At 66.5% G+C, this 16,484-nt stretch carries 12 protein-coding genes and 1 pseudogene; 6 read left to right on the top strand and 7 right to left on the bottom strand.

Annotated features, from left to right (window positions below):
• Positions 1-47: 47 nt before the first annotated feature.
• Positions 48-4,115 (bottom strand): ATP-dependent RNA helicase HrpA, encoded by a 4,068-nt coding sequence (hrpA, locus tag IB232_RS02115; protein WP_192396913.1) that lies wholly within the window; start codon positions 4,113-4,115, stop codon positions 48-50.
• 177 nt (positions 4,116-4,292) lie between these two features.
• On the opposite strand from hrpA, the pseudogene IB232_RS23860 reads away from it, so the two are divergent.
• Positions 4,293-4,892, top strand: a pseudogene (locus tag IB232_RS23860) (HAMP domain-containing protein); the annotation flags it as partial.
• Complete coding sequence (locus tag IB232_RS23855; RefSeq protein WP_412547708.1) at positions 4,878-5,762, top strand: methyl-accepting chemotaxis protein; 885 nt, start codon at positions 4,878-4,880, stop codon at positions 5,760-5,762. The pseudogene IB232_RS23860 and the gene IB232_RS23855, both read left to right, overlap by 15 nt.
• A 200-nt stretch (positions 5,763-5,962) precedes the next feature.
• Here the strand turns inward: IB232_RS23855 and IB232_RS02105 are convergent, their stop codons facing one another.
• Positions 5,963-6,496: an REP-associated tyrosine transposase gene (locus IB232_RS02105; RefSeq protein WP_192396911.1), complete on the bottom strand. Its 534-nt coding sequence runs from the start codon at positions 6,494-6,496 to the stop codon at positions 5,963-5,965.
• Positions 6,497-6,734: 238 nt separating this feature from the next.
• Here IB232_RS02105 and IB232_RS02100 point away from each other — a divergent pair, with 238 nt between their 5' ends.
• The gene (locus IB232_RS02100; protein ID WP_192396910.1) at positions 6,735-7,139 is read left to right on the top strand and encodes an acyl-CoA thioesterase; all 405 of its coding nucleotides are present in this window, start codon (positions 6,735-6,737) and stop codon (positions 7,137-7,139) included.
• A 59-nt stretch (positions 7,140-7,198) separates the two neighbouring features.
• Here the strand turns inward: IB232_RS02100 and fadD1 are convergent, their stop codons facing one another.
• Together fadD1 and fadD2 are read right to left on the bottom strand one after the other, a co-directional pair.
• Positions 7,199-8,890 carry a long-chain-fatty-acid--CoA ligase FadD1 gene (gene fadD1, locus IB232_RS02095; RefSeq protein ID WP_192396909.1) on the bottom strand — a complete coding sequence of 564 codons (1,692 nt, stop codon included), beginning with the start codon at positions 8,888-8,890 and terminating at the stop codon, positions 7,199-7,201.
• A 231-nt stretch (positions 8,891-9,121) separates the two neighbouring features.
• Positions 9,122-10,810 (bottom strand): long-chain-fatty-acid--CoA ligase FadD2, encoded by a 1,689-nt coding sequence (gene fadD2 / locus IB232_RS02090; RefSeq protein ID WP_192396908.1) that lies wholly within the window; start codon positions 10,808-10,810, stop codon positions 9,122-9,124.
• Between the two features lie 198 nt (positions 10,811-11,008).
• Here fadD2 and IB232_RS02085 point away from each other — a divergent pair, with 198 nt between their 5' ends.
• The 3 genes from IB232_RS02085 (at position 11,009) to IB232_RS02075 (ending at position 13,226) form a co-directional block, all read left to right on the top strand.
• Positions 11,009-11,734, top strand: coding sequence for a substrate-binding periplasmic protein (locus tag IB232_RS02085; RefSeq protein WP_192396907.1), 726 nt, complete (start codon positions 11,009-11,011; stop codon positions 11,732-11,734).
• Positions 11,735-11,799: 65 nt separating this feature from the next.
• A complete protein-coding gene (locus IB232_RS02080) occupies positions 11,800-12,759 on the top strand; it encodes an alpha/beta hydrolase (protein WP_192396906.1) in 960 nt (319 codons plus the stop codon).
• Complete coding sequence (locus tag IB232_RS02075; protein WP_192396905.1) at positions 12,756-13,226, top strand: MaoC family dehydratase; 471 nt, start codon at positions 12,756-12,758, stop codon at positions 13,224-13,226. The genes IB232_RS02080 and IB232_RS02075 overlap by 4 nt, the downstream gene beginning before the upstream one ends.
• Before the next feature lie 186 nt (positions 13,227-13,412).
• Here IB232_RS02075 and IB232_RS02070 read toward each other — a convergent pair whose 3' ends face one another.
• The 3 genes from IB232_RS02070 to IB232_RS02060 are packed head-to-tail and all read right to left on the bottom strand — an operon-like array spanning position 13,413 to position 16,462.
• On the bottom strand, positions 13,413-14,270 hold the full coding sequence (locus tag IB232_RS02070; RefSeq protein ID WP_192396904.1) for an HlyD family secretion protein: 858 nt from the start codon (positions 14,268-14,270) through the stop codon (positions 13,413-13,415).
• 10 nt (positions 14,271-14,280) lie between these two features.
• Positions 14,281-14,487: a DUF1656 domain-containing protein gene (locus tag IB232_RS02065; RefSeq protein WP_192396903.1), complete on the bottom strand. Its 207-nt coding sequence runs from the start codon at positions 14,485-14,487 to the stop codon at positions 14,281-14,283.
• Positions 14,474-16,462, bottom strand: a complete 1,989-nt coding sequence (locus tag IB232_RS02060) for an FUSC family protein (RefSeq protein ID WP_192396902.1) — start codon at positions 16,460-16,462, stop codon at positions 14,474-14,476. Before IB232_RS02060 ends, IB232_RS02065 begins: the two co-directional genes overlap by 14 nt.
• Positions 16,463-16,484: the final 22 nt, after the last annotated feature.

Raw genomic sequence — 16,484 nt, 5'->3', positions numbered from 1 at the left:
CCCACCTATGTCGGCCGAAGCAGCGCCGACATGAGCTCAGAATGCCATCATGCCTCGACCTGGCTCCACTGCTTGCTCAGCCGTTTGTCCGACACCGCCATCTTCGTGCCCAACTGCTGGGCGAACAGCGACACGCGGTATTCCTCCAGCATCCAGCGGTACAGCACCAGCTCGGGGTCACGCTTGCCTTCCTGGGCGTGCTTGGCGGCGCGGGCCTGGTATTGCTCCCAGGCGGCGGCGAGTTCGCCGGTCCACACCCGGTCGCGCTGCACCTGGCTGCCGACCTTGTCCAAGCGCTGCTCGATGGCCTTGAGGTAACGCGGGATTTCCTTCAGCCACTCGCCGGGCGTTTCGCGGACGAAGCCGGGATAGACCAGGTTGGCCAGCTGCTGCTTGATGTCGTTGAGGGCCATGGCCTGAGCCAGGTCGATCTTGCCCTTGAAGCGCTTCTGCAGGCCGTGGGCGAGCTTGAGGATGTCCAGCACCAGCCTGGCGATGCGCTCGGCGTGGCCGGTCCAGTCACCGCGCTTCTTCTCGGCCAGGGCGGCCAGGGCCGCACCGTCGCGCGGCAGGGTCGCTTCGCCGTCGAGCACGCAGGCGTCGAGGCTGGCCAGCAGGATGTCCTCGACCAGCGCCTCGGGCCGGCCCATTTCGCGATACAGCAGGCTCAGCTCGGTAAGGCCCGGCAGCTTGCCGCGCAGGTACTTGGCAGACTCGGCGAGCTGTTGCAGCAGTAGTTTCTGCAGCGCGCGGCGGTGCTGGTAGTCGGCCTCGGCCTGGGTCGGGAAGCGCCCTTCCTTGACCACGCCACCTTCTTCCACCAGCGCCGGGAACACGGTCATGGAGAGGCCGGCGATCTTCTGCTGGGTCTTCTCGGCGACCTGGGCGAAGGCCTTGGCCTCGACCGGCTTCTGTTCCTGCTTCTGTTGCGGAATGGCCAGGGCGGCCTGGCTGGCTTCGGCGAAGCGCGCGGTCAGCTCGGCCAGGTCGCGGCCCTCGCCGAGGAACTTGCCACGGGCGTCGACCACTTCCAGGTTCATCTTCAGGTGGCTTTCCAGCTGCTGCGCCGCCTCTTCCCAGGCCTCCTCGGAGACACGGGCGCCGGTCATGCGGGTCAGCTCGCGGCCAAGGGATTCGGGCAGCGAACCCTGGCCGAAGGCGATCTTGGAAAGCGCGGCGCCGACGAAGTCCGGCACTGGCACGAAGTTCTTGCGCAGGGCCTTGGGCAGGTTGCGCACCAGGGCGATGGCCTTGGCCTCGATCAGGCCCGGCACCAGCCATTCGAGGCGATCCGCCGGCAGTTGCGGCAGCAGCGGTGCCGGCACGCGCAGGGTCACGCCGTCACGCGGGTGGTTGGGTTCGAAGTGGTAGGTCAGCGGCAGTTGCAGCTCGCCGAGCTGGAGGATGTCCGGGTACTGGGCGGCGGTGACTTCCTTGGCGTCGCGCGCCAGTACGTCTTCCTCGCGCATGATCAGCAGCTGCGGGTTCTTCGCGCCCTCGGTCTTGTACCAGCTCTCAAAGGTGGCGGCCTGGTGGATCTCCGCCGGAATGCGCGCCTCGTAGTAGCCGTACAGGGTTTCCTCGTCGGCCAGGATGTCGCGGCGGCGCGCCTTGGCTTCCAGCTCGTCGAGGCGATCCAGCAGCTCGCGGTTGGCCGCCAGGCACTTGGCGCGGCTGTTGATCTCGCCGCGCACCAGGCCCTCGCGGATGAACAGCTCGCGAGACGCCACCGGGTCGACCGGGCCGAAGTGCACCGGGCGACGGCCGACCACGATCAACCCGTACAGGGTGACCTGCTCGAAGGCTACCACCTGGCCACGGCGCTTCTCCCAGTGCGGCTCGAAGTGGTTCTTCTTGATCAGGTGGCCGGCCAGCGGCTCGATCCAGTCCGGCTCGATCTTGGCCACCATGCGGGCGAACAGCTTGGTGGTTTCCACCAGTTCGGCGGTCATCACCCAGGTCGGCTTCTTGCGCCCGATCACCGAGGAGGGGTGAATCCAGAAGCGCCGCTGGCGCGCGCCGAGGTAGTCGCCCTCCTCGGTCTTCTGGCCGATCTGGCTGAGCAGGCCGGACAGGATCGCCTTGTGCACGGCGGCGTAGCTCTTGGCGCGCTGCGCCGCTTCACCGGCCTCGGCCTGCTCGCGGACGATGACGTTGACCTTGGTGTCGGTGGTTGGGCTCGGCGCGCTTTTGTGGGAGCGGCCTTGGCCGCAATCAGTTGCCGGAGAGTTCGCATCGCGGCCAAGGCCGCTCCCACGGTTGCCCTCCGCCTTGCTCGCCGACAACTGCAGCTCGCGAGCGATCAGCACCAGCTGGCGGTGGGCGTCGCGCCACTCGCGCAGGCGCAGGTAGTTGAGGAAGTTCTTCTTGCACCAGCTGCGCAGCGGGTTGCTGCCCAGCTCCTGGCGCTTCTCCTCGAAGCCGCGCCACAGGTTGATCAGCGCGGCGAAGTCGGAGTCCACATCCTTCCACTGGGCATGCGCCTGGTCGGCGGCCTGCTGACGGTCCATCGGCCGCTCGCGCGGATCCTGCACGGACAGCGCCGAGGCAACGATCAGAATCTCGTCCAGGCTACCTAGCTTGGCCGCCTCCAGCACCATGCGACCCAGGCGCGGGTCGATGGGCAAGCGCGCCAGCTGGCGGCCGAGCGGGGTGAGCTGGCTCTCGCGATTGACCGCCGACAGCTCCTGCAACAGGGTGAAGCCGTCGCTGATGGCCTTGCCATCCGGCGGCTCGATAAAGGGGAAGTCCTCGATGCTGCCCAGGCGCAGATGCAGCATCTGCAGGATCACCGCCGCCAGGTTGGTGCGCAGGATTTCCGGATCGGTGAACGCCGGGCGGCCGAGGAAATCCTCCTCGCTGTACAGGCGGATGCAGATGCCCGGCTCGACCCGGCCGCAACGGCCTTTGCGCTGGTTTGCGCTGGCCTGGGACACGGCCTCAATGGGCAGGCGCTGGACCTTGGCGCGGTAGCTGTAGCGGCTGATGCGCGCGGTGCCGGAGTCGATCACGTAGCGGATGCCCGGCACGGTCAGCGAGGTTTCCGCGACGTTGGTGGCCAGCACGATCTTGCGTGCGCCCATCGGCGCGAAGATCTTCTGCTGCTCGGCCGGGGTCAGCCGCGCGTACAGCGGCAGCACCTCGGTCAGGCGCAGGTTGGCCTTGCGCAACACCTCGGCGGCCTCGCGAATCTCGCGCTCGCCGGGGAGGAACACCAGCACGTCGCCGGGGCGCTTGCCTTCGGCCCGCTCATGGGCGGCGATCTCGTCCAGCGCGGCGAGGATGCCCTGGTCGACGGTGAGGTCGTCGAGCAGGCTCTCGCCCTCCTCGTCCACCTCGGCGGCCAGCGGGCGGTACCAGGTGTCCACCGGGTAGGTGCGGCCGGAGACCTCGATGATCGGGGCGTTGTTGAAGTGCTTGGAAAAGCGCTCCAGGTCGATGGTCGCCGACGTGATGATCAGCTTGAGATCGGGGCGGCGCGGCAGCAGGGTCTTCAGGTAGCCGAGCAGGAAGTCGATGTTGAGACTTCGTTCATGCGCCTCGTCGACGATGATGGTGTCGTACTTTTCCAGGAAGCGGTCGTGCTGGGTTTCGGCCAGCAGGATACCGTCGGTCATCAGCTTGATCAGGCTGGCGTCGCCGGAATGGTCCTCGAAGCGCACCTGGTAGCCGACCAGTTCGCCCAACGGCGTGCCGATCTCCTCGGCCACGCGGGTCGCCACGCTGCGCGCGGCCAGGCGGCGCGGCTGAGTGTGGCCGATCAGGCCATGCACGCCACGGCCCAGCTCCAGGCAGATTTTCGGCAGCTGGGTGGTCTTGCCCGAGCCGGTCTCGCCGGCAATCACCAGCACCTGATGCTCCTGCAGCGCCTTCTTGATCTCGTCGCGCTTGGCGGCGATCGGCAGGGCGTCGTCGTAGCGGATCGCCGGGATGCTCTGCCGGCGCGCCTCGACCTTGGCCACGGACGCCTGGAAGCGCTCCAGCCACTGCGCCAGCTTGGCCTCGTCCTGCGGCGTCTGCTTCTGCAGTTCGTGCAGCTGGCGGCGCAGGCGGTGACGGTCGGCCAGCAGGGTCTGGTCGAGGTTCTTCAGCAGGGATTCTTGGGTATCGGTCATCGCAACGGGCGGCTACTTCGGCTAGGCGGCGATTGTCGCAGATTGCCGGCGCCTGGACACACCGCGACGAGCGGCTGGCGCCAGAATCTGTCGGGTTGATCGGGATCAATTGCGGCCGCATTGCTCCCAGGCAGGATATGGCCAAATGCCAGAACAGCCGCGTGCAGAAGTACCTCAATGAAAAAGTGGATTCTCGACCTCTCCCTCAAATACAAGTTCTGGGCCGTCAACCTGGTGGCCTTCGTCACCACTCTGATGCTGGTGCTGTTCGCCATGCAGCAGGAGCAGGCCGGCCGCTACGAGACAGCCCGCGAAGCCGCGCAGGCCAAGGCTGCACTGCTGGCCGCCTGGCCGACCGGCAGCCCACTGCCGCGCGACGCCCAGGTACTGACCTTCGCCAGCGGTGGAAAACCGGCCCTGCCCGGCGTGACCGGCAAGGAGCGCGGCTGGGTCGAGCTGGAACATGATGGCCTGTGGGGCGATAGCCCACTGATCGGTGCCTGGCTGCAGGATGCCGGCGACGGCCAGCGCCTGGCGGTGACGGCCAGCGCCCCCAGCCTGTGGCAGGTGTTCGAGGCCCGCGCCGGCGCCTACGCGCTGTGCGTGTTCGCCCTGATGCTGCTCCTGCTCGGCGCCTCGCAGCTGCTGATCCGTTTCATCCTCAGCCACCTCAACCGACTCAAGGACGTGATGCTGCACGTGGAGCGCAGCGGCGACCTGGCCGCACGCGCCGCGCTGGACAGCCGCGACGAAGTGGGCCAGATGGCCAATGCCTTCAACGCCATGCAGGCCGGCTACCAGCGCGTGGTGGGCACCGTGGCTCAGGCCGCCGCCAGTCTCGACGAAGGCGCGCGACGCCTGGCCGCCAGCATGGAGCAGGTGCGCGGCGGCATGCTGGGCCAGCAGAGCGAGACCGACCAGGCCGCCACGGCGATCAACGAGATGTCCACCACCGTGCACCACATCGCCCAGCACGCAGCGGACACCCGCGACCAGTCCACCGAGGCGGACCGCCTCAGCGGCGTCGGCCTGCAGGTGGTGGGCCGCGCCAGCCAGGCCATCGCCGGGCTGTCCCAGGGCGTGCAGCAGACTGCGGAGATGATCCAGCAACTGGCCGACGACAGCCGCACCATCGGCAGCATGGTCGAGACCATTCACGGCATCGCCGAGCAGACCAATCTCCTGGCGCTCAACGCGGCCATCGAGGCGGCCCGCGCTGGCGAGATGGGCCGTGGCTTCGCCGTGGTCGCCGACGAAGTGCGCAACCTGGCCAAGCGCGTGCAGGACTCCACCGACGAGATCACCCGCATGATCGGCAACCTGCAGTCCGCCAGCCGCGACGCCGTGGAGTTCATGCAGGAAAGCTCGCTCAAGGCCGACCAGTGCGTGCAGGAGGCCGGCGCCGCCGGCGAGGCCCTCGGCCATATCGCCCAGGCGGTGGCGTTGATGCGCGAGAGCAACACGCAGATCGCCGTGGCCGCCGAACAGCAGAGCCAGGTAGCCGAGGAAATGACCCGCTCGGTGGTAGGCATCCGCGACGTCACCGAACAAACCGTGCAGCAGACCCTGGCCTCGGCCAGCACCAGCGCCGAGCTGGTCAGTCTGGCGGATGAGCTGGGCAAGGCGATTCGGCGGTTGAAGTTGTAGGGGCGTGGTTGATGTAGAGCCGCGGCCTATAAAAGCCAACTCCGTCGTAGGGTGGTCTCGGAGCGAAGCGACAGCCCACCGGGCCGGCAGCTCAATCGCCAGCGGTAGGACTCCGCGCCGCGCCCGTTGGTGTACTGCCTTCGGCGAGTAACACCCTACAAAAGCGGTCACCCTACAAACCCCATCCTTTCCGCGCCCGGCTAATCGTCATAAACCACAGCCGCCGGGCTCGACCCACCGCCCCAATCGGCCGGATATACGCCTTTCCGCACCTCCCGGTGAAAAGTCGAGTACGGCCAATCTACGACTCGCTCGACCAGCCCATGCTTGACCGGGTTGAAATGCAGGTAGTCGAGGTGCGCGCGCAGGTCCGCTTCGTCGCGGATCAGGTGCTCCCAATAGCGGCGCTGCCAGACGCCACGCTCGCGTCGGGTGTGGTTGAGGGCGAAGCGTTTCTCCTGCAGCGGCAGGTCGCGGGAGAAGATCAGCTTGATCAGGCGCCAGCGCAGATCGAAGTCCGCATCGCCGTCCGGCAGCTCGATCACGCAATGCAGATGGTCCGGCAGCACCACCCAGCCATGGATACGAAACGGATGCTCGGCACGCACGGTGTGCACGGCCGCGCGCAGCTGGTCGATGTAGCGCACCAGCAGATCGCTGTGGTGGCGCTGGCGCAGGACATGGGTAAAGAAATAGGTGCCGCCCGGGCACCACTCACGATGGTATTGCGACATGGATCGTCATCCTTGACGAAGGTGGTGGCGCACAGCATAGCGGGCATCCACGGCATTGCCTGCATGGGCGGCGCGTATTGAAACTGACCGTGCACCGCGACAGCGGGAACGATCCGCTCACCCGCCAGTTCTGCGCCTGACCGGAGCAACGCCTGAGTCCCGGCGCCGCCACCTGAAGCCGCCTTCAGCCGTTATGATCGCGGCAGCCCTCAACGACTCAATCCGACACGGAGCAGTCATGTCCTTCATCACCTCCCGCACCATTCTGTTTGGCGACTGCGACCCCGCCGGGATCGTCTACACACCGCGCATCGCCTACTTCGTCATCGAGGCGATCCACGAATTTCTCTCCCACCGCCTCGGCGGCGAAGGCCTGCGCAAGCTGTTCGCCATGGGCATCCTGCCGCCGGCACGGGCACTGACGGTCGAGTTTCTCTCGCCCATGACCTGGGACGAGGTGATCAGCATCGAGGTGCGCAGCGAGGCGCCCGGCTCCACCTCGTTCGGCTTCGCCGTGGAGGGTCGCCAGGCCTCGGGTGAGCCGACCTTCCGTGCCTCGATGACCCAGGTGTGCATCGACCCCGAAAGCAAGCAGCCAACGGCCCTGCCCGACGCCCTGCGCCAGGCGCTACAGCCCGAATAAGAGAACCGCAGAAACGAAAAAGCCCCGCCTAGGCGGGGCTTTTTCATGCTGTTCGAGGATCAGGCCGTGGCCGCGATCTTCTTCAGCTCCTCGTCACGCAGCTCGCGGCGCAGGATCTTGCCGACGTTGGTGGTCGGCAGGCTGTCGCGGAACTCAACGAAACGCGGCACCTTGTAGCCGGTGAGGTTGGAACGCATGTGCTCCATCACCTGCTCCTTGGTCAGACTCTCGCCCGGTTTGACCACCAGGAACACCTTGATCGCCTCGCCCGACTTCTCGTCCGGCACGCCGATGGCGGCGCACTGCAGCACGCCCGGCAGGGTGGCGAGCACGTCTTCCAGCTCGTTCGGGTACACGTTGAAGCCGGACACCAGGATCATGTCCTTCTTGCGGTCGACGATGCGCAGGTAGCCGTCATCCTGGATCACGGCGATGTCGCCGGTCTTCAGCCAGCCGTTGGCATCGAGCATCTCGTCGGTGGCTTCCTGGCGCTGCCAGTAGCCCTTCATCACTTGCGGGCCCTTGACGCACAGCTCGCCACGCTCGCCCAGCGGCAGGTCGTTGCCGGCGTCGTCGATGACCTTGCACAGGGTCGACGGAACCGGGATGCCGATGGTGCCGACCTGGATGTTCTGGTACGGGTTGACGGTCGCGACCGGACTGGTCTCGGTCATGCCGTAGCCTTCGCAGATCGGGCAGCCGGTGACTTCCTTCCAGCGCTCGGCGGTGGCCAGTTGCAGGGCCATGCCGCCAGACAGGGTCAGCTTGAGGGCGGATAGGTCGAGACGGCGGAAGTCCTCGTTGTTGCACAGGGCAACGAATAGGGTGTTGAGGCCGACGAAGGTGGTGAACTTCCACTTGCCCAGCTCTTTCACGGTGCCCGGCAGGTCGCGCGGGTTGGTGATGAGGATGTTGTGGTTGCCGGTCAGCATCATCGCCATGCAATGGAAGGTGAAGGCATAGATGTGGTACAGCGGCAGCGGGCAGATGACGATCTCGCAGCCTTCGCCGAGGTTGGAGCCCATCAGCGCCTTGGACTGCAGCATGTTGGCCACCAGGTTGCGGTGGGTCAGCATGGCGCCCTTGGCCACGCCGGTGGTGCCGCCGGTGTACTGCAGCACGGCGACGTCGCCATTGTGCGGGCTGGCTTCGTTGACCGGCTTGCCGCGGCCCATGGCCAGGGCCTTGTTCAGTTTGACGGCCTGCGGCAGGTTGAACGCCGGGACCATCTTCTTCACGTGCTTGACCACGGTGTTGACCAGCAGGCGCTTGAGCGGCGGCAGCAGGTCACCCACTTCGGTGACGATGACGTGCTTGACGCCGGTCTTCGGCAGCACTTCCTCGGCCAGGTGGGCCATGTTGGCCAGGCAAACCAGGGCCTTGGCGCCGGAGTCGTTGAACTGGTGTTCCATCTCCCGCGCGGTGTACAGCGGATTGGTGTTGACCACGATCATGCCGGCACGCATGGCGCCGAATACCACGACGGGGTATTGCAGGACGTTGGGCAACTGCACGGCGATGCGATCGCCGGCCTTGAGGTCGGTGTGGTTCTGCAGATAGGCGGCGAAGACGCCGGAGAGTTCGTACAGCTCGCCGTAGGTCAGGGTCTTGCCCATGTTGCTGAAAGCAGGCTTATCGGCAAAGCGTTGGCAGGACTCTTTCAGTACGGCCTGGATGTTGGGGTACTGGTCGGCGTCGATCTCGGCAGCGACTCCGACAGGGTATTTGTCCTTCCAGAAGTTATCGATCATGGAAGCCTACTCCTGAGCAACAGCTTGTCTACACCGCGCGCAATGGCGGTCATTTGTTGTGATGTGTTGACCTTGACGCGAGGTGGGGACTGGCGCAAAGCGTGCCGAGAGTAGCAGCTTTGCCAGGGAGCGCCTAGCACCAAAGGCAGCCCCAGCGGTCAAAAAAATGACCGATCATCACTGATCGGTCATTTCCTGATGGGGCGGGTGAAAAGCCCTGGGCGCAAGGCTTCAGGCGATGTCGCGCAGCTCGCGGCGGAGGATTTTGCCGACCGGAGTCATCGGCAGGGAGTCCTTCAGCACGATGTGCTTGGGCACCTTGTAGCCGGTGAAATTTTCCTTGCAGTAGGCCTTGATCTCGTCGATGGAAACACCACCTTCGCGCGGCACCACGAACAGCTTGACCGCCTCGCCGGACTTCTCGTCCGGCACGCCGATCACGGCGCAGCTGGCCACCTTCGGGTGGGCCATGACCACGTCCTCGATCTCGTTCGGGTACACGTTGAAGCCGGAGACGATGATCATGTCCTTCTTGCGGTCGACCACGCGCACATGGCCGTCCGGGTCGATCACCGCGATGTCGCCGCTCTTGAACCAGCCCTCCTCGTCCAGCACTTCGGCGGTGGCCTCGGGACGCTGCCAGTAACCCTTCATCACCTGCGGGCCCTTGATGCACAGCTCGCCGCGCTCGCCCAACGGCTGCTCGACACCGTTGTCATCGATCACCTTGAGCGTGGTGCCGACCACCGGAATGCCCACCGAGCCCAGGCGCGCCAGCTTGCCGTAGCAGTTGGTGGTCGCCACCGGGGAAGTCTCGGTCAGGCCGTAGCCTTCGACGATGCTGCAGCCGGTCATCTGCTGCCAGCGCTCGGCGGTGGCCTTGACCAGCGCGGTGCCACCGGAGTTGGTGACCTTCAGGCGAGAAAAGTCGAGGCTCTTGAAGTCCGGGTGATCCATCAGCGCGACGAACAAGGTGTTGAGGCCGAGCAGAGCGGAGAACTTCCACTTGCCCAGTTCCTTGACGAAGCCCGGGATGTCACGGGGGTTGGTGATCAGCACGTTGTGGTTGCCGCTGACCATCATGCACATGCAGTTCGCGGTGAAGGCGTAGATATGGTAGAGCGGCAGCGGCGCGATCATGATTTCGCCGCCCTCCTTCATCAGCGGCAGGCCGTCGTCGCCGAGCTGCTGCAGGCAGTTGTAGACCTGCTGCATGTTGGCCACCAGGTTGCCGTGGGTGAGCATCGCGCCCTTGGCCACGCCGGTGGTGCCGCCGGTGTACTGCAGCACGGCGATATCGTCCAGGCTCAGCTTGGCCGGCTGGAAGGAGTGGCCCTTGCCGGCACGCAACACGTCCTTGAAGGCGATTGCCTGGGGCAGCTGGTAGTCCGGCACCATCTTCTTCAGGTGCTTGACGGCGGCGTTGACCAGCATGCCCTTGAGCGGCGGCAGCATGTCGCCCAGGCGCGCCTCGATCAGGTACTCGACCTGGGTGTCGGGCAGCACTTCCTGCACCGATTTGCCGAAGGTGTTGAGGTACACCAGGGCACGCACACCGGCGTCGTTGAACTGGTGGCGCATCTCGCGCACGGTGTACAGCGGGTTGGTGTTGACCACGATCAGGCCGGCGCGCATGGCACCGAACACGGCGATCGGGTACTGCAGGATATTGGGCATCTGCACGGCGATGCGGTCGCCGGGCTTGAGGTCGGTGTTCTTCTGCAACCAGGAGGCGAAGGCTGCGGAATAGCGCTCCAGCTCGGCATAGGTCAGCGTCCTGCCGAGGTTGGTGAAGGCCGGGCGATCCGCGAACTTCTTGCAGGAGCGCTCGAAGACTTCGACCACCGAGCGGTAGAGGTTGAAGTCGAGCTGGTTGGCGACGCCGGCCGGGCGTTTGTCGTCCCAGAAGTCAGGTTGCATTGTTGTTATTCCCCTAGACCTGAATGTGCAAACCGGACGCCTGAGATGCGACCGGACTGGTCCGGAACTTAGCAGCTCGGGGGCAACAGGCAAATACCCAGGGGTCACTCATTGACCCTGTGAATCTTTACCATGCTTTTCGGCGATTCATGGTCGACTGAGCTATAGCTAGTAATCACCTCGCCATTCCCTTCATCCATGTCCCGCATTCTCAGCCTCGTCGTGCTCGCCCTGTTCTGCCTGCCGCTGGCGGCCGAGCCGCGCCTGGCCACCCTGGAGTACCCGCCCTACAGCAGCCAGCAACTGGCGGACGGTGGCAGCATCGTCGAGCTGACCCGACGCGCCTTCGCCACCCAGGGCTATACCCCGCGGATCGACTTCCTGCCTTGGGCGCGGGTGCGCGCCGAGCTGCGCCAGGGCAGCTACCAGGGCGCCCTGGCGCTGTGGCCGCAGGAGATCAAGGAAGAGAACCTGACCGCCTCGCGGCCGCTGTTCTACAGCCAGCTAGGCCTGTTCGTGCGCCGCCGCGACCCGCAGCCGTTCGGCGAGCTGGCCGACCTGCGCGGACGCAGGGTCGGCATCGTGCGTGGCTACGGCTACCCGCCGCGGCTGTTCGAGTCCGGCCTGGTCGCCGAGGAGGCGGTGGACGACATCAGCAACCTGCGCAAGCTGGCGGCCAAGCGCTTCGACCTGGTGTTGCTGGAGCGCATCGTCGGCGAGTATCTGGTGGCCGGCGACGACGAGCTGCGCGGCCGCCTGGTGTGGCAGGAACCGGCGCTGGAACGCATCCCACTGGTGGTCGGCTTCGGCGCCCAGCGCGCCGGCCAGCCGGACTGGGCCGCCATCTTCGAGCGCGGCCTGCGCGAACTGCACGCCAGCGGCGAGTACATGCGCATCCTCAAACGCCACAACAGCTGGCGTTAGCGGCCCTTTGCCTGGCCGAACAAGCCATGCACAATGCCGCGACTCCCCTGGGCACAAGGACCGCCATGCACCAGCAAGCACTCTGGATCGGCGCCAGCGACGGCACCCCCCTGCACGTATTCCACTGGCACGCCGACACCACGCCCAAGGCGGTGTTGATGATCGCCCACGGCATGGCCGAGCACTCCCTGCGCTACGCGCGCCTGGCCGAGCGCCTGGTGACCGACGGTTATGAGGTGTACGCCCTCGACCAGCGCGGCCACGGCGTCACCGCCGAGAAGGGCGTGATAGGCCTGTATGCCGAGCAGGACGGCTGGAGCAAGGTGGTCGGCGACCTCGCCAGCCTCAATCACCACATCCGCCAGCAGCATCCGCAGGCGCCGATCCTGCTACTCGGCCACAGCATGGGCAGCTACATCGGCATGGCCTACCTGATGCAGCACAGCTGCAGTCTGCAGGGCGCCATCCTGTCCGGCTCCAACTACCAGCCGCTGCCGGTGTACAAGGCCGCCAGCCTGATTGCCCGCTTCGAGCGCTGGCGCCTCGGCCCGCAGGGGCGCAGCAAGCTGATCGATTTCCTCTCCTTCGGCTCCTTCAACAAGGCCTTCAAGCCCAACCGCACCGGCTTCGATTGGCTCAGCCGCGACCCGGCGGAAGTCGACAAGTACGTGACCGACCCGCTGTGCGGCTTCGTCTGTACCACCCAGCTGTGGTGCGACCTGATGGACGGCTTCCAGCAGATCACCCCGGTACGCAATCTGGCGCAGATCGATAGCGACCTGCCGCTGCTGGTGATCGGTGGCGACCGCGACCCGGTCAGCGAAGGCAAGCGCCTCGGCGACCTAGCCGGCGCCCTGCGCACTGCCGGGATCAAGAACGTGGAACTGAAGATCTACCCCGAGGCCCGCCACGAGCTGCTCAACGAGAGCAACCGCGACGAGGTCACCGACTACCTGCACGGCTGGCTGGAGCGGACCCTGGCCCGCAGCCGCCAGTGCCCCACTACCAGCAAGGAACCCGTATGACTCAGGTCACCAATATTCCCTACGACGCCCTCGAAGTCGGCCAGCAGGCCAGCCTGGTGAAATCCGTTGAAGAGCGCGACGTGCAACTGTTCGCCGCCGTCTCCGGCGACAACAACCCAGTGCACCTGGACGCCGCCTTCGCCGCCGAAACCATGTTCAAGGAGCGCATCGCCCACGGCATGTTCACCGGCGCACTGATCAGCGCCGCCATCGCCTGCCAACTGCCCGGCCCGGGCACCATCTACCTCGGCCAGCAGCTCAAGTTCACCCGTCCGGTGAAACTTGGCGACACCCTGACCGTGCAGCTGGAAGTGCTGGAAAAACTGCCCAAGGGCCGCGTACGCCTGGCCACCCGCGTGTTCAACCAGAACCAAGAGCAGGTGGTGGACGGCGAAGCCGAAGTGCTGGCCCCGCGCGCCGAGCAGACCCTGACTATGCCGGAGATGCCGAAAGTCACGGTGGGATGACGTAGCTAGTTCACGCCCTTCACCTGGGCTAGAGCTCCGCGCATGGAAAGGCCGCTCACTGAGCGGCCTTTTTACTCCCTCTCCCTTTGCAGCGGGGCGCGCAGTCAGAGTTGGGGTGAGAGGAATGCGGCGGGTTGCCTAGAGCGCCCTCACCCCTGGCCCCTCTCCCAGGGGGAGAAGGGAAAACTACTCCCCCAACACCCGCACACTCGCCGTCATTCCCGCACTTAGCAGCAATTCCTTCGGCACCTCCTCCAGCTCGATACGCACCGGGATGCGCTGGGCCAGGCGCACCCAGTTGAAGGTCGGCTCGACATTGGCCAGCAGCTGCGCGTCCGGCGCGGCGTTGCGGTCGGTGATGCCGCGGCTGATGCTCTGCACCTTGCCCTGCAGTGGCTCGCCACCGCTCATCAGGATCACCTCGGCCGGCGCACCGACACGAATGCCCGGCAGCTTGGTCTCCTCGAAGTAGGCCTGCACGTAGAAGGAATCGTCCGCCACCAGCGCCATCACCGCCTGGCCACTCTGCACGTAGTTGCCCTGGGCCAGGTGCAGGTTGGTGACCTGGCCGGAGCGCGGCGCACGCACCTCGCTGCGCTGCAAGTTGAGTTCGGCCAGCTTGACCTCGGCCTCGGCCTGCTGCAGTTCGGCGCGGGCGATCTCGGCGTTGATCTGAGCGTTCTCGCGCAACTCAGCGCTGATCGCCTGCGGCCCCAGATGGGCGCGGCGCGAGGCCTCGTGCTGGCGCAGGTTGAGCTGCTGGCGACGGGTTTCGGCCAGCGCGCGGGCCTTGTCGAGGGCGGCCTGGTAGCGCTCGCGGTCGATGCTCATCAGCAGGTCGCCAGCCTTGACCGCCTGGTTATCGTGGACCTTCAGCTCGACCACCCAGCCAGACACGTCCGGGGCGATGGTGACCACGTCGGCGCGCACCCGCGCGTCGCGGGTCCAGGGCGAGATCATGTAGAAGTGCCACAGCCACCAGCCGGCCAACAGAGCTAGCAGGACCGTCACCAAAGTCACCGCCACACGCGGGAGTGCATTCATCAGCTAATCCTCACCAGGTCGCCAGCACGGCCATCAGCCCCGCCAGCACGCAAACATAGAGGGCGCAGTCGAATAGCGCCTCATGCCAGATCCAGCGCGCCAGGCCGGCGCGCTGCAGGCCCAGGCGCAATGCGCCGGTCAGCAGCAGCGCCAGCAGCGCGTACAGCAGCATGGGGCTGAGCAGCACGCCGCCCAGAGCCAACTCACGCAACGCCATGGGGTTCTCCTTGCCGGTCGCACCACTGGCGCCAGCTGTGGGTCAGTTGCAGCAACGCGGCCTCAGCCAGGCGCAACTCGATGGCCGGCGGCTGGTCGTGCAGGGCCCGCGCCAGGGCATCCGCCGGCGCCTGCAGATCGTCGCCGCGCGCCTGTGCCGGGCCACGCCGCAACAGCGCCTGCACCTCGTCGAAGAAGCGCCGCTCGGCCTGGCGCGGCGCAGCGGGCGCAGCCGCCAGACAAGCGCGCAGGTGCAGCAGTTCATCGCCCAGATCAAGGCTGTCGATGCCGTCGTCCCAGCGGCTGCGGCCACCCTCCGGCAACTGCGGATAGATGCGCGCCAGCTGCAGCAGACGATCCGCCATACGCCCGCCGAACCAGTTCTCGGCGCCCTCCAGGGTGCGCGAGCAGAGCCGCGCCAGATCATCCAGCGTCGCCTTGAGCAGGCGCCGACCGTGCCACACCGGGTTGCGCAGCACGATCAGGCGCAACGCCAGCACCGCGCAGCCGACGCCGATCAGCATCGCCAGGGCCTCGTTGAGGAAGAAGGAAACGTTGTAGGCCATGTCGTTGCGCGGCGCGCAGAGCACGATGAAGTGCAGGCAGAAGGACGTCGCGGCGCCGGCCAATGCCGGGCGCGACATGGCCAGCAGGCCAAAGAACAGCGGCACGCCGAGGGCCATGCACAGCAGCGGAAAGCCGTTCCACTGCGGCAACAGGATCTGGCCGACGAAGAACGCCACCGGCAACGCGTAGAAGATCCCGCGCAGGAAGGCCATGCCAATCAGGTCGGCGTTCTCGCGACTGGCGAACAGGCTGCACACCACCGCGGCCAGCAGCAGCGCACCGCTGGCGGCCGGCCAGCCGGTAGCCAGCCAGAAGGCCGACAGCACCAGCAGGGTCAGGCAACTGCGCAGGCCGTAGACGGCTGCGGTCTGCACATCGCGGTGCCAGGACAACGGCGGCGGTGCGCCCTGCGGAGCCTCGCCACGCACCACCGCGTCCAGCGTCACCTGGGCCCTCGACAGCTGTCGCACCAGCACGGCCATGCGGCCGAGGCAGTACTGCCGAGTCAGGGGTTGGGAAGCGTCGCGGGATTGCTCCAGCAGGCGCTGGTAGAGCGTTTCCTGGCGCGCCATATTCGGCTCGGCAAGCAGGGTCTGAACCTCGCTCAGCGCTGGCGTCAGCGCATGGGCGTCGGCCTCGTCTAACTGCTGCCACTGCCGCGCCACACCACGGGCCAGGCGCAACAGGCCGAGCAGTTCGCGCGTCAGCGCACGCAGACCGCGAGCACGCTGACGGCCAGGACGCCCCTCGAACCACGCATGCTCGCGCTGGGCGTCCACCGCAACGATGCGACCCAGGGTTTCCAACAATCCCTGACGCCCCGCCGCATGCCCCTGCAAAGCGGCGGCCGCCGCCTGCGCCCCGCCCTGCCAGGCCGCGCGCGCCTGTTGCACCACCACGCGCTCCACACGCTGCGGCCAGAGCACGGCGCTGATCGCCATGGAACAGAGGATACCGAGGCAGATCTCGGTGCAGCGCGCCACCGCCTCGTCGAACACCAGCTGCGGCTTGCCGATCACCGGCAGGCAGATGATCGCCACCGTGTAGCCGGCCAGTACGAAGGCATAGGCCCAGGCACTGCGCAGCAGGGTGGAGGCCGCCGTGCACAGGCCCAGCCACAGGGCCATCACCAGCAGGAACAACCAGGGCGCCTGGGCGAACAGCCCCATGAAGAAAACCGACAGCGCCGTGCCGATCAGGGTGCCGAGCAGCCGCGCCAGGCCCTTCTGCACCACCATGCCGGCCAGCGGCTGGGCCACGATGAAGGCGGTCATCAGCGCCCATTGCGGCTGATCGAGATCGAAACGAAAGGCGCACCACATCGCCAGGCCGCCACTGAGCAGCGTCTTGCAGGCGAACTGCAGGGCGGCGAGATCGGGAGCGAGCAAGGCCGAGAGGGAATCGCGCACGTGGACTACCGGAGAAGGCACT

Origin of the sequence: Pseudomonas sp. PDM15 (genome assembly GCF_014851565.1) — a bacterium.
GTDB lineage: Bacteria > Pseudomonadota > Gammaproteobacteria > Pseudomonadales > Pseudomonadaceae > Aquipseudomonas.
The sequence above is the reverse complement of the archived record's forward strand: the minus strand, read 5'-3'. Positions and strand labels throughout refer to the sequence as shown.

What these genes read in the sequence shown, in the direction of transcription:
- hrpA (WP_192396913.1), bottom strand. Translation starts at nt 4,115, where the DNA reads ATGACCGATACCCAAGAATCCCTGCTGAAGAACCTCGACCAGACCCTG.
- IB232_RS23855 (WP_412547708.1), top strand. Translation starts at nt 4,878, where the DNA reads ATGGCCAATGCCTTCAACGCCATGCAGGCCGGCTACCAGCGCGTGGTG.
- IB232_RS02105 (WP_192396911.1), bottom strand. Translation starts at nt 6,496, where the DNA reads ATGTCGCAATACCATCGTGAGTGGTGCCCGGGCGGCACCTATTTCTTT.
- IB232_RS02100 (WP_192396910.1), top strand. Translation starts at nt 6,735, where the DNA reads ATGTCCTTCATCACCTCCCGCACCATTCTGTTTGGCGACTGCGACCCC.
- fadD1 (WP_192396909.1), bottom strand. Translation starts at nt 8,890, where the DNA reads ATGATCGATAACTTCTGGAAGGACAAATACCCTGTCGGAGTCGCTGCC.
- fadD2 (WP_192396908.1), bottom strand. Translation starts at nt 10,810, where the DNA reads ATGCAACCTGACTTCTGGGACGACAAACGCCCGGCCGGCGTCGCCAAC.
- IB232_RS02085 (WP_192396907.1), top strand. Translation starts at nt 11,009, where the DNA reads ATGTCCCGCATTCTCAGCCTCGTCGTGCTCGCCCTGTTCTGCCTGCCG.
- IB232_RS02080 (WP_192396906.1), top strand. Translation starts at nt 11,800, where the DNA reads ATGCACCAGCAAGCACTCTGGATCGGCGCCAGCGACGGCACCCCCCTG.
- IB232_RS02075 (WP_192396905.1), top strand. Translation starts at nt 12,756, where the DNA reads ATGACTCAGGTCACCAATATTCCCTACGACGCCCTCGAAGTCGGCCAG.
- IB232_RS02070 (WP_192396904.1), bottom strand. Translation starts at nt 14,270, where the DNA reads ATGAATGCACTCCCGCGTGTGGCGGTGACTTTGGTGACGGTCCTGCTA.
- IB232_RS02065 (WP_192396903.1), bottom strand. Translation starts at nt 14,487, where the DNA reads ATGGCGTTGCGTGAGTTGGCTCTGGGCGGCGTGCTGCTCAGCCCCATG.